Source organism: Anoxybacillus sp. MB8, from assembly GCF_011006755.1.
GTDB lineage: Bacteria > Bacillota > Bacilli > Bacillales > Anoxybacillaceae > Anoxybacillus > Anoxybacillus gonensis.
Genome location: NZ_RXXX01000036.1, coordinates 1 through 12,571, shown reverse-complemented (window position 1 = coordinate 12,571; position 12,571 = coordinate 1). Strand labels below are relative to the sequence as shown.

At 43.2% G+C, this 12,571-nt stretch carries 10 protein-coding genes and 2 pseudogenes; 1 reads left to right on the top strand and 11 read right to left on the bottom strand.

Annotation, left to right across the window (positions count from 1 at the left end; all coding sequences use genetic code 11):
* Position 1 precedes the first annotated feature (1 nt).
* From EKC99_RS11740 to tnpC, 11 genes and pseudogenes are all read right to left on the bottom strand, one after another.
* On the bottom strand, positions 2-583 hold the full coding sequence (locus tag EKC99_RS11740; RefSeq protein WP_055441964.1) for a DedA family protein: 582 nt from the start codon (positions 581-583) through the stop codon (positions 2-4).
* 14 nt (positions 584-597) lie between these two features.
* The gene (locus EKC99_RS11735) at positions 598-1,266 is read right to left on the bottom strand and encodes a polysaccharide deacetylase family protein (RefSeq protein ID WP_163152007.1); all 669 of its coding nucleotides are present in this window, start codon (positions 1,264-1,266) and stop codon (positions 598-600) included.
* 208 nt (positions 1,267-1,474) lie between these two features.
* Complete coding sequence (locus tag EKC99_RS11730; RefSeq protein ID WP_163152005.1) at positions 1,475-3,022, bottom strand: acyl-CoA carboxylase subunit beta; 1,548 nt, start codon at positions 3,020-3,022, stop codon at positions 1,475-1,477.
* Between the two features lie 5 nt (positions 3,023-3,027).
* Positions 3,028-3,810, bottom strand: a complete 783-nt coding sequence (locus EKC99_RS11725) for an enoyl-CoA hydratase (protein ID WP_163152017.1) — start codon at positions 3,808-3,810, stop codon at positions 3,028-3,030.
* Positions 3,810-4,700 (bottom strand): hydroxymethylglutaryl-CoA lyase, encoded by an 891-nt coding sequence (locus EKC99_RS11720; protein ID WP_163152003.1) that lies wholly within the window; start codon positions 4,698-4,700, stop codon positions 3,810-3,812. The genes EKC99_RS11725 and EKC99_RS11720 overlap by 1 nt, the downstream gene beginning before the upstream one ends.
* A 10-nt stretch (positions 4,701-4,710) precedes the next feature.
* A complete protein-coding gene (locus EKC99_RS11715) occupies positions 4,711-4,923 on the bottom strand; it encodes an acetyl-CoA carboxylase biotin carboxyl carrier protein subunit (protein ID WP_163152001.1) in 213 nt (70 codons plus the stop codon).
* Complete coding sequence (locus tag EKC99_RS11710; RefSeq protein ID WP_163151999.1) at positions 4,916-6,277, bottom strand: acetyl-CoA carboxylase biotin carboxylase subunit; 1,362 nt, start codon at positions 6,275-6,277, stop codon at positions 4,916-4,918. Before EKC99_RS11710 ends, EKC99_RS11715 begins: the two co-directional genes overlap by 8 nt.
* 11 nt (positions 6,278-6,288) lie before the next feature.
* Positions 6,289-7,929: an AMP-binding protein gene (locus EKC99_RS11705; RefSeq protein ID WP_163151997.1), complete on the bottom strand. Its 1,641-nt coding sequence runs from the start codon at positions 7,927-7,929 to the stop codon at positions 6,289-6,291.
* Between the two features lie 14 nt (positions 7,930-7,943).
* A complete protein-coding gene (locus EKC99_RS11700; RefSeq protein WP_163151995.1) occupies positions 7,944-9,086 on the bottom strand; it encodes an acyl-CoA dehydrogenase in 1,143 nt (380 codons plus the stop codon).
* Positions 9,087-9,182: 96 nt separating this feature from the next.
* Positions 9,183-9,818 (bottom strand): TetR/AcrR family transcriptional regulator, encoded by a 636-nt coding sequence (locus tag EKC99_RS11695; RefSeq protein ID WP_163151993.1) that lies wholly within the window; start codon positions 9,816-9,818, stop codon positions 9,183-9,185.
* 59 nt (positions 9,819-9,877) lie between these two features.
* A pseudogene (gene tnpC, locus EKC99_RS11690) lies at positions 9,878-11,227 on the bottom strand (IS66 family transposase).
* Between the two features lie 166 nt (positions 11,228-11,393).
* Here tnpC and EKC99_RS11685 point away from each other — a divergent pair.
* Positions 11,394-12,436: pseudogene (locus EKC99_RS11685) on the top strand (IS630 family transposase).
* Positions 12,437-12,571 lie beyond the last annotated feature (135 nt).

Sequence of the window (12,571 nt, the reverse complement as noted above, 5' to 3'; positions counted from 1 at the left end):
TTTATTTTTGTTTTCTACTTTTTACATATAAAGCAACAAAAAATAAACTAAAAAATAATACCGTGAGCCATGGTAATACATGAAGCGGAATATGAATACGCTCCCCAAGAAACTTGCCTACAAATATAAATAAACAAACCCAGAACGCCGCTCCGAGAAACGACAAAAAGAGAAATGGAAAAAACGGAAAACGAACAACTCCAGCCATATACGGAGATAATTGACGAATACCGGGAACAAAATAGCCAAAAGGAATAACCAACAAAGCACGTTTTCGAAAGTGACGATACACATAACGATAACGACGACGATGGAATCCAATAAAATGTCCGTATTTGAACAATAGTGGTGAACCGAATGTATAGCCAGCAATATAGGCGACAACCATGCCAACAGTTGCGCCAGAAATCGCGAAAAATAAACTTTTTAATAAATGTAATTGGTCGTGTGAAATAAAAATGCCAATGAAAAACAGAAGCGACTCTTCCGGCGCAGGAATACCAACAATGCCGAAAAATAAAGAAAGAAATAACACAATATAACCGTGAGATTGAATATATGTTAACACGCTGTTCGCTTCCACTTTCCCATTCCCCTTTACTCCTCATTGAGGTTTACCCATTTTACATTCACATGTTGAAATAGTCGTTCTAGCGCTTGTAGCATATTTGCGGGCGCATGTTCATCAGCTCCAAATGTTGAACCACTATCATGCAACACGATGATCGCTCCATCTTCTATACTGTTCCTTAATCGTTCATAAAGGCGATCTACACCTAATGTAGCATTCCAATCACCAAGAATATATGTCCACATCACGATTTTATACTTTTTTTGCATGAACAACGTCCATATGTTTATATGTCCCCATGGCGGACGGTAGTATACGGGGCGAACGCCTGTGATTTGCTCAATGATACGCGCCGATCGATGAAGCTCCCATTCCGTTGCAAATGGAGGCAGAAACCAGTTGCTCGTATGATAATAATGGTGTAAACCGATCGTATGTCCCTCTTCTTTCATTCTTTTAATAAGATGTGGATATTTTTTTGCTTTCCATCCAACAACAAAAAACGTTGCTTTTACGTCGTATTTTTTTAATATATCGAGCAATTGGGCTGTATACGTCGGATCTGGTCCATCATCAAATGTTAATGCGACACCGTCTTTCACTCTTTTTTGTACACGAAATGACGAAAGACGAATCAGCCACGTTGGACATACGCTATAAATAAAAAATAGTGCAATAAGCCATATGTATGTCACATGTTAAACCCCTTTCTTGATTATACAAAAAGAAGCATGAAGTACGAAACAAAGAACGCTGCTTGTAAAACAAATTCATTTTTTTCATCGTTAACATTCGCATATCGTTTTCTCGTTCGACACGCATTTTGTCGATTTCCGGGGAAATTTCCCGAAAAAAGGGCGATGTTGAAACACATCGCCCTCATTGTACCATATGTCTTCTAAACTACACAGGGTAAACCCCATGTTTTCGTTCAGAAAATACAACATATTTCGACATATATGCATCTAATCGCCGAATAAGCTCGGAACGCAACTCATTTGGCGCGATAATCCCATCGACAACCATTTCGGAAGCGAGGCGATAAATATCGATGTCTTTTCGATATTCTTCACGTTTTTGTTCAATAAATGCAGCGCGTTCTTCTTCTGACAGTTCAGCAATTTTATTCGCATACACCGCATTCACCGCCGCTTCTGGTCCCATAACTGCAATTTGTGCATGCGGGAAAGCTAAGCAACAATCCGGCTCAAACGCTGGACCTGCCATGGCATATAATCCTGCCCCGTACGCTTTCCGTACAATGATTGAAATTTTTGGAACAGTCGCTTCTGACATGGCGGAAATCATTTTCGCACCGTGGCGAATAATACCTGCACGTTCGACTTTCGTCCCGATCATAAAGCCAGGGATATCCGCTAAAAAGATAAGTGGAATATGGAATGCATCACAAAGTGTAATAAATTTCGCTGCTTTATCTGCGGAATCGTGAAACAACACGCCGCCTTTCATGCGCGGTTGATTGGCAATAATCCCAATCGGTTGCCCGTTAATGCGCGCAAGTCCTGTAATTAACTCAGGCGCAAATAGTTTTTTTATTTCACAAAACGAGTCTTCATCAATGACGCGATCAATTAAATCATACATATTAAACGGTGCATTTTGATTTTGCGGAATAATTTCTTCTATCGTTTTATTAAATGGTTTTGGCTCTTTCGGCTCGGCCACTGGCGGTTTTTCACTGAAATTCGGTGGAAAGTACGATAAATATTTACGTGCAAACGCAATTGCCTCTTCTTCCGTTTTCACAAGCACGTCACCGCAACCTGAAACCGAGCAATGCATGCGCGCACCGCCCATCTCTTCAAGTGTCACTTTCTCACCAATCACCATTTCAGCCATGCGCGGAGAACCAAGATACATCGAAGCGTTTCCTTCGACCATAATAACGATATCACAAAAAGCCGGAATATATGCGCCACCCGCTGCTGACGGTCCGAACAACAAACAAATTTGCGGCACTTTTCCAGACAGTTTCACTTGATTATAAAAAATGCGTCCCGCCCCACGACGCCCTGGAAACATTTCAATTTGATCAGTGATGCGGGCACCTGCCGAATCCACCAGGTATAAAATCGGGCAACGTAATTTATCTGCTGTTTCTTGAATACGAATAATTTTTTCTACCGTTCTTGCTCCCCATGAACCTGCTTTGACGGTCGAGTCATTTGCCATGACGCATACCGTTTGTCCGTTAATTTTCCCGACCCCTGTCACGACACCATCTGCCGGCAGTCCGTCCGCTAAACAGTTGGCAAAAAAGGCATCTTCAAACTGCAAACCATCATCAAATAACAGTTTCAAGCGATCGCGCACAAACAATTTTCCTTGCTTAGCATTTTTTTCATGGTATTTGCGCGCTCCCCCTTGTTCAATTTGTTTTCGTTTTTGTTGTAGTTGTTCAACGAGCGATAATTGTTCATTTGAAATCATGTCCCTTACTCCCCTTTGTACACCGGTTTTCGTTTTTCTTTGAACGCTTGTAATCCTTCGAGCCGGTCGTTTGTATGAATTGTTCGTTCATATGCCATTTGTTCAATCACAAGCCCTGTCTGTATATCGACTTGCATTCCATGATTAATCGCTGCTTTTGCTTGTGCAACGGCAATCGGAGCGTTATTGGCGATCGTAGTGGCTATCACAAACGCTTCATCTAACAATTGTTCAGTAGAAACGACGCGCTCGACTAAACCAATTCGCGCCGCTTCCTGAGCAGAAATGCGTTTTGCGGTATAAATCATCTCCTTCGCCCGACCGATGCCGATCAGTCGCGGGAGGCGTTGCGTTCCTCCTGCGCCCGGAATGATGCCAAGCGATGTTTCTGTCAGTCCCATTGTGGCATGTTCAGCAGCTATGCGAATGTCACATGCGAGCGCCAATTCAAGCCCGCCACCGAATGCTCCTCCGTTTAATGCACAAATGACGGGCTGAGGCAGTTGTTCAAATCCGTTAATCGTTTCGCGAATGAGCGCGACTGTTTGACGTACTTGCGTTTCGTCCATTTTTGCCCGCTCTTTTAAATCGGCTCCAGCACAAAATGTTTTTTGTCCTGCTCCTGTGACGATGACTGCACGCACATTTCGATTTAACTTGAGCTCCGCTTGAATGCGCTGCAATTCGTTTAACATTTTTAGCGAAAGGGCGTTTGCGGCATCTGGTCGATTTAGCGTAACAACCGCCACACCCGCATCAATTGTGGAATAAAGGACGGCTTCCATCATCATGCATTCCCCCTTACAACGTGTGAATGGTGGCTCGTGAGCGGACGGCCAATTTTTTCTTCAATCCATTGCGCAGCTTCTGTTAAAGATTCGAGGTGAACACCGCAGTCGATACCTATTTGAGTAAGCATATACACTAAATCGTCTGTCGGTAAATTGCCAGACGCCCCCGGAGCATATGGGCAGCCACCTAGCCCTCCAAGCGAGCTATCAAAAATCGTCATCCCCATTTGTAAGGAAGCAAACACATTCGCAAGCGCCATGCCACGCGTATTATGAAAATGAAGCGCCATCTTCTCAGCTGGAAATCGTTTCAATAACTGTTCTAACGTTCGTTGGACTTGGATCGGGTTAGCGACACCAATCGTATCACCAAGTGACAGCTCATCAATGCCGAGCTCAAATAGCCGGTCAGAAATAGCAATAACGCGCTCAATGCTCACTTCCCCTTCATATGGACAGCCGAAAACCGTTGATACGTAGCCACGTACCGTTTTGTTTGCTCGCTTCGCTTCATCAATGACTTCCTTCAGTACGGGATACGTTTCTTCAATAGATTTATTAATATTTTTTCGGTTGTGCGTTTCGCTTGCTGACATAAATACCGCAATCTCATCCATATTGGCTGCTAAAGCACCTTCTAATCCTTTTTTATTAGGAACAAGCGCAGCGTATGTCACACCTTCTACGCGCTCAATGCTGGAAGCAACTTCGTACGCATCCGCAAGCTGTGGAATCCATTTTGGATGGACAAACGATGTCACTTCAATATACGACAATCCTGTTTTTGATAGTTGATTAATCCATGCAATTTTATCTTCCGTTTGAATAAATACCGGTTCATTTTGTAATCCATCACGTGGACCGACTTCTTTCACCTTCACGCGCATACGCGTCCCCCTATTCGATTTCAAGTAATACGTCCCCTTCGTTTACGAAATCTCCTTCCTGCACGCGGACCGCTTTAACAACTCCCCCCGCTTCCGTAGCAATGGGAATTTCCATTTTCATCGATTCTAAAATGACAACATCTTGTCCTTCTTCCACAACATCACCTACTTGAACGACAATCTTCCATACGTTTCCTGCCATCAATGCAACTACTTCATGCATGTGTTTTACCTCCCTTTTTGCTCATGTACATATTCACAAAGTTTGTTGTCGTATGCCCTTGTTGAAATGCTTCATGCGTCAATACATCGATTAACATCGGAATGTTCGTTTTAATTCCTTCGACTTTGTATTCATGTAAAGCCGTAATCATATTGGCGATGACCATTTGCCGATCGCCCCCTTTGACAATGCATTTTGCAATCATCGGATCGTAAAAAGGGGTAACGACCGAGCCACTTTGCACCGCAATTTCATGACGTATATGTTTCCCTCTTGGCAGTTGTAACGAGGTAATCGTTCCCGGTGAAGGGAAAAATGTATTCGGATCTTCAGCGTAAATCCGCACTTCAATCGCATGTCCTTCTCGCTTCACTTCAGTTTGTGTAAAAGATAGTGGCTCTCCTGCAGCAATGCGTAGTTGTTGTTCGACGATGTCAATGCCTGTAATTTCTTCTGTTACTGGGTGCTCGACTTGCAAACGTGTATTCATTTCCAAAAAATAAAAGTTTTTTTGCTCATCTACGAGAAACTCGATCGTTCCTGCGTTCGTATATCCGATATGTTTTGCCGCTCGCACAGCAGCTTCTCCCATTTCCCGACGCGTCTCTTCATCTAAAAACGGTGAAGGTGCTTCTTCGACAACTTTTTGATGGCGGCGTTGAATGGAGCATTCTCTTTCCCATAAATACACGCAGTTTCCGTATGCATCAGCTAACAGTTGAATTTCAATATGGCGTGGATTGTCGATATATTTTTCAACATACATCGCCCCATCACCAAAAAAAGAGGATGCGCGGCTTTGATTTCCTTCAAACGCTTTCCGCAGTTGCTCTTCATCGTGAACAAGCTGCATGCCGATGCCTCCGCCCCCTGCGGACGCTTTTAACATAACAGGATAGCCAATCTCGCTTGCTACGTTTGCTGCCTCATCAACATCCGCAAGCGGAAAGGAGATGCCGGGCACAATCGGCACTCCAGCTTCCGCCATCGTCTGTCGCGCTTCAATTTTGCTCCCCATTTTCGCAATAACGTCCGGTTTTGGACCGATAAATACGATCCCTTCTTCTTCGCATCGCCGAGCAAATGTTGCATTCTCTGAAAGCAAGCCGTAACCTGGGTGAATGGCTTCCGCCTTCGTTTCTTTGGCGATGGAAATAATTTTTTCGATATTTAAATAACTCTCATTGACGCGCGCTTTTCCAACGACATACGCTTCATCCGCTTGCTTTACATGAAGCGAATCAGCATCAGCTTCCGAATAAATGGCAACTGTTTGAATGCCGAGTTTTTGGCATGTGCGAATGATGCGCAACGCAATTTCTCCTCGGTTAGCGATAAGCACTTTTGAAAACATTTTCTTCCCCCTTACACGTTCTTTTTCTGCTTTACTCGTTCGCGCGCCCATTCGCGCAATTTAAATTTTTGAATTTTTCCTGATGCGGTCATCGGATACGATGTTGTAAATTCGATATATCGCGGAATTTTATGGCGCGATATATGTCCTTCACAAAACGAACGAATGTCTTCTGCGGTCGCATGTTCCCCCTCTTTTAAAATGATCCACGCCATTACTTCTTCCCCATACGTTTCGTCTGGAACACCGACAACTTGCACATCAAGCACTTTCGGATGTTTATATAAAAACTCTTCAATTTCGCGCGGATAAATATTTTCTCCTCCGCGAATGATCATATCTTTTAACCTTCCTGTAATACGGCAGTAACCGTTTTCATCCATTACCGCTAAGTCGCCTGTATGCAACCATCCTTCTTCGTCAATTGCCTCGCGCGTTGCTGAAGGATTGTTGTAATATCCTTTCATCACATGATATCCGCGCGTACATAACTCTCCTTGCACACCAGGTGGCACTTCTTTATTTGTTGTTGGATCGACAATTTTCACTTCCACATGCGGAAGAGCGCGCCCGACTGTTTCCACCCGCAATTCAATTGGATCATCCGTACGTGTTTGTGTAATGACAGGGGAAGACTCTGTCTGTCCATACGCAATGGTAATTTCTTTTGCCCCCATCTTTTCGATGACTGCTTTCATCACTTCAATCGGGCAGTTCGATCCAGCCATAATGCCTGTGCGTAAAGAAGATAAATGATATGACGCAAAATCTGGATCGTTTAATTCAGCAATAAACATAGTTGGTACCCCATGAAGGGCTGTACATTTCTCGTCTTGCACCGTTTGTAGCACTTGTTTTGGATGGAATTGCTCAAGCGGTACCATCGTTGCACCAACCGTTACGCAAGCAAGCGTACCGAGAACGCAACCAAAACAATGAAAAAAAGGTACGGGAATACATAAACGATCTTCTTTTGTTAGCTTCATACATTCGGCAATGTAATACGCGTTATTGACAATGTTGTAATGTGTAAGCATGACGCCTTTTGGGAATCCTGTCGTTCCTGAGGTATATTGCATGTTAATAACATCGTGTGGATCGAGGGAGTTCATTCGGTCATCTAGTGCTGCGTCTTCGACATCTTCCGCCATGGCTAAGAGGTCATTCCATGAAAATGTTCCTGGATAACGTTGTTCACTTAATACGATGACGTTTCGTAGTTGTGGAAGTCGTTTCGCTTGTAGCTTTCCAGGTTCACAATAAGCAAGTTCAGGTGCAAGGTCGTACATCATATCAATATAAGAAGCATCACGATACTTTTCCATTAAAACAATTGTTGTTGCATCAGATTGCTTTAACAAATATTCTAATTCCGCTGTACGATAATTTGTATTTACTGTAACAAGCACAGCTCCCATTTTCCCTGTCGCAAACTGGCATGCCAGCCACTCCGGTTTATTTGTTGCCCAAACAGCAATATGTTCTCCCGCTTCAATGCCTAGTTTCATCAGCCCTTTCGCAACGAGGCGACAATAATCGTTAAATTGTCGATATGACCAGCGCAACTGACGGTCTGCGTACACAACTGCCTCATGATCGGGATGTGCCAAAGCCTTTTGCTCAAGCAATTGTCCAACTGTGATATGAAGCATACACTCACTCCTTTTTAGCATCCTAATTGACGGGCAATGACGAGCCGTTGAATTTCCGATGTCCCTTCACCAATTTCCATCAACTTCATATCACGAAGATGACGTTCAACACCGTATTCTTTCATATACCCGTATCCACCGTGAATTTGAATCGCTTGATTACAAATATGAAATCCTGTTTCAGAAGCAAATAATTTCGCATACGCCGCCTCTTTCGTAAACGGTTTGCCTTGATCTTTTAACCATGCCGCTTTGTACACCATATTGCGCGCAAGTTCAAGTTGCATCGCCATGTCGGCAAGTTTAAATTGAATGGCTTGAAACTTGGCGATCGGTTGACCGAACTGCTTCCGTTCTTTCGCATATTGAAGCGCCTTTTCAAATGCAGCTTGCGCGATTCCGACAGCTAATGCAGCAATAGATATGCGTCCGCCATCTAGCGTATATAAAAACTGCTTAAATCCTTTTTTCGGATCGCCTAATATATTTTCTTTTGGCACGCGCACATCTTGCAAAACAAGCTCGCACGTATTAGATGCGCGAACGCCCATTTTGTCATAATGGCAGTTAATCGTAAACCCCGGCGCATCTGTTGGAACGATAAAAGCGGAAATAATATTTTTTCCTCGTTCATCTTTACCGGTGACAGCGGTTACAATGACTTGCCGTGCATAGCCTGCATTTGTAATCCAACATTTTTCTCCGTTAATGACGTATTCATCGCCATCTAAAACGGCGCGCGTTTGCGTTCCCCCTGCGTCAGATCCTGCATTCGGTTCTGTCAATCCGAACGAACCGAACGTTTCACCTTTTGCCATCGGTACGAGCCATTTCTCTTTTTGTTCTTCTGTCCCGAAATAATAAATTGGGCTAGCACCGAGCGATACAGCCGCCGCATAACTTAACCCTGTTCCACCGCACGCTCGACCAATTTCTTCAACCGCAATCGCATACGAAATCGTATCTCCACCAGAGCCGCCATATTGTTCAGGGAAAGGAATGCCGAACAGACCGAGCTCGCCCATTTTTTTGAACGTCTCAATTGGAAAAATCGCATCCTCATCCCATTTCGACGCGTATGGGGCAATTTCCTTTTCCGCAAAATCACGAACCATTTCTTTAATCATTTGTTGTTCTTTCGTTAATTCAAAATGCATTTGCTTTTCCCCCTTTATAAAATGAAAGTATATGAAACCAACAAGCCTGTTTTTATTTCAAACCGACTAGTTGGTCTGTTTCCTTTACAACATCCGTCATTCGTCGCTTACATGCGACAAAAGAAATGACGAAATGTCTTCATCACGCTTCGCTTCTTCTGTCAAAAGCGAATGTAAAATCAAGTCATTAAAAGCGACTGCGATTTGTTCAATAGACATTGGACCATCAGGCTTATACCATTTGTACATCCAGTTTACCATTCCGATAATTGACAAACCCGCAATTTCGACGGGCACTTCGCTGCGAAACTGTTTTGCTTCAATGCCTTCCCGCAGCACTTGAAAAATAATTTGCTTATACTGCTCACGCTTTTCATTAATTTTTTCAGCGTATGCTGGCTTTAAATATGCAGCCTCTTGATTAAATACTGTAATGTGCGGTTTATATATATGAAAAACTCTCACAAATGAATGAATGATCGCACATAACCGTTTTGTCGGGGTCTTATATTTTACATATGCTTCTTGCGCTTTATTTAGCACATACGTAATAAATACATCGTGAATGTGGTAAAGCAACTCATCTTTTGATTTAAAGTTATGATAAAAGCCTCCTTTTGACGCTCCACATTCCGCAACAATTCGATCTACTGTCACCCCATGATACCCATACTTTTCAAACAATGTAAGCGCTGTTTCAATAATGCGCTCTTTTAATTGCTTTTCAACCATGCACATAATCTCCTTTTTGTTGTATTTTAACATAATATTTAGAAAAATTTAATAGTTTTTTATAACTCTATCAAATATATGTAACTATTCACCCCAGTGCTAGTGTATAAAAAAGCCCAGCACAAATAAGGCATCCTCGTGATAGAAAATGCCCTAGCTTGGTTGTTGTCAAAGAGAACATGCACTTCACGTAAGAAACGCAACGCTTCTTCCTTTCGTTTCTGAAGCCGTCGAACAAAAGCGAGTGCTTTTTTCGGAAGAGGCATCGTCGTTTCTAATCGGTGCTGTGCTTTCGCTAGGATGCGATCATACACTCGTTCCCATCGTTTCGCTTCTTCTTCGAAAAGCGCACCGTGATGAGCTTCGACGGCCTGTTTGGCGGCTAACAGAAACGTCGTCATGCGCGATGCCCATGTATGCCCTTGTTCGATGAAGCCTTTTCACTCACGCAAATGATGGGCGTGACAAAGGGCATGGGTGGCTTGCGTGTATTTTGGATACGTACCGAACCCATCGTGCATCATCGTCCCTTGATATCGCGGAAGAATCCCGATGTCATCGGTCGCTTTCTTTCCGCGAGAAACATGAGAAGCCAAGTACGTATATTTCGATGTACACGCGACATGCACCCATGCGAGTTTCCCATCCATGCGCAAACTCGTTTCATCGACATGCAGGATGTTGGATTCAAGTAAGGCGTCTTCGATCATGTCCATATTCGATTCTAGCGCTTCGCGTCCTCGTTTCACCATATTGGCAAGGGTTCCTGTACTGATTGGGTGTTGATATAATGCTTCGATCGTATCACTCAAACGTTTGTAAGGGATCAATTGGATATGGTGCAAATATACAGCGAGCGCCGTGAGCCGTGGACCATATTGCACATGATTCGTGACATAGGATGGGAATTCGGCTTGTTGAACACATCGGCAATGCGGACAGGATTTCACTTCACGCTCATGTTGTGTCACTTCGATCGTCATGGGAGGGAGATCGAACACTTGACGGACATCGACTTTGAACGGTTTGACTTCACGCAAAGAAGCCCCACATCCTTGACACGTGTTCACACGATGGACGACACGATGATGTGGATGTTCCACTTGACGGAGCGTCGTTCCTTGATGCCCTTCTTGTCCGCCTGGTTTGTTGCCAGATGGCTGACGAGAAGAATGGGTGTGAAAACGGTCAGAAGATGGGGGCAAATGGCTATTGGAGCTGTTTTTTTTCGTGCGTGCTTCCAGCTCTTGAACGCGATACTTGAGTTGTTCATTTTCTTTGCGTAACTGTTTGTTTTCGTGACGCAAATGTTCATTTTCTTGAACGAGTTGATGAATGAGCTGTTTCTGTTGTTGAACTTTGCTGATTAAGCTCTCAACTGTAAATACAGCTTGTTGTACCGTCAACATGCGATTCACCTCCTTGTCTATCAATATTCACATCATAGACAGGAAAAGCAAAAAATATTCAGCTCACTTGATCATGTGGCTGAATAGTTACAAATGTATAAATTGAAATAAAGGTTTTCTCCCGTTCCACGGCGAATAAATAATAGGGGAACGGAGAGAAAATACGATGCCAAATCATAAAGACGAGATCGAAAAGTTGTCCACTGCCATGAAAGAAGCAAAAAGTAAACGAACATATGAACGCTACCAAGCCATTTATCTTCATTTGCAGGGGATACACCAAAGGAGAAATCGCAACGATTATTGATCGATCCAAGAAAACTATTTATAACTATATTCATGCCTACGCCCAGCGCGGTCTTGATGGACTGGAGATGAAATACTCACCTGGCGCCCCACGTCGATTGAGCCCTAAACAGGAAAAAGAGCTGGCTTTGATCATTGAACATCAGCTCCCCGTAGATGTGGGATTCGAAGCAAAATATAATTGGACGCTTGCGATCATCGCTGAACTCATTCAACAAAAGTGGGGGCCAACGTACACGCTTCGTGGAACAAGTGAAATTCTGCATCGGTTAGGGCTAAGTTATACGAAACCGACCTACACACTAGCCAATGCCGATGAAGAGAAACAAAAAGAATTCGTCGAAAACACCTTCCCAAAAGTAAAAAAAACTGTTAGATGGGAACATCGCCCATGTCCTCTTTCAAGATGAATCGATGATTCGTGATTACCAAGCGATTCAAAAAACACGGTTTGTCAAAGGAAAACAACGAATCATTCCGACGTTTAGAAAACATCAAGGGCTGAAGCTGATTGGCACGTTGAACCACGAAACAGGGAAAGTGTTTTGCATCGAAGAAGAACACCATGACGCGGAAACATTTCTTCGTTTTCTTCAACTTGTGTTAGAACGCTATCCTACAGGCAAAATGGTGATCATTTTAGATAACGCTCGAATTCACCATGCCAAACTCATTCAGCCATTTTTAAAAGAACACGAAGATCGGTTAGAGCTCGTCTTTTTGCCACCATACAGTCCGCAATTGAACTTGATTGAAGGGCTATGGAAATGGCTGAAATCAGACGTGATTTACAACGTGTTCTATTCGAGTGTGCAAGAAATTAGAAAAAATGTCCAAGCCCTTATGCAGCGAATCAACCAGAAACCAGAACGAACGATCGATCATTTGTGTGTTCAGTTGTAAATTTTTAATTCAACTTATATATTTTTAAAAAAATAACATAATATCTCACATTTCGCACCCTCTCGACAAAAATCGGGAGGATTTTTTTATCTTCCTGTCGAATAAAACCTTGGAATACAAGGAAAGCAAAGGAGT

Excerpts from the sequence above, each read along its gene's own strand:
- EKC99_RS11730 (WP_163152005.1), bottom strand. The coding sequence starts at position 3,022 with ATGATTTCAAATGAACAATTATCGCTCGTTGAACAACTACAACAAAAA.
- EKC99_RS11725 (WP_163152017.1), bottom strand. The coding sequence starts at position 3,810 with ATGATGGAAGCCGTCCTTTATTCCACAATTGATGCGGGTGTGGCGGTT.
- EKC99_RS11720 (WP_163152003.1), bottom strand. The coding sequence starts at position 4,700 with ATGCGCGTGAAGGTGAAAGAAGTCGGTCCACGTGATGGATTACAAAAT.
- EKC99_RS11715 (WP_163152001.1), bottom strand. The coding sequence starts at position 4,923 with ATGCATGAAGTAGTTGCATTGATGGCAGGAAACGTATGGAAGATTGTC.
- EKC99_RS11710 (WP_163151999.1), bottom strand. The coding sequence starts at position 6,277 with ATGTTTTCAAAAGTGCTTATCGCTAACCGAGGAGAAATTGCGTTGCGC.
- EKC99_RS11705 (WP_163151997.1), bottom strand. The coding sequence starts at position 7,929 with ATGCTTCATATCACAGTTGGACAATTGCTTGAGCAAAAGGCTTTGGCA.
- EKC99_RS11700 (WP_163151995.1), bottom strand. The coding sequence starts at position 9,086 with ATGCATTTTGAATTAACGAAAGAACAACAAATGATTAAAGAAATGGTT.
- EKC99_RS11695 (WP_163151993.1), bottom strand. The coding sequence starts at position 9,818 with ATGGTTGAAAAGCAATTAAAAGAGCGCATTATTGAAACAGCGCTTACA.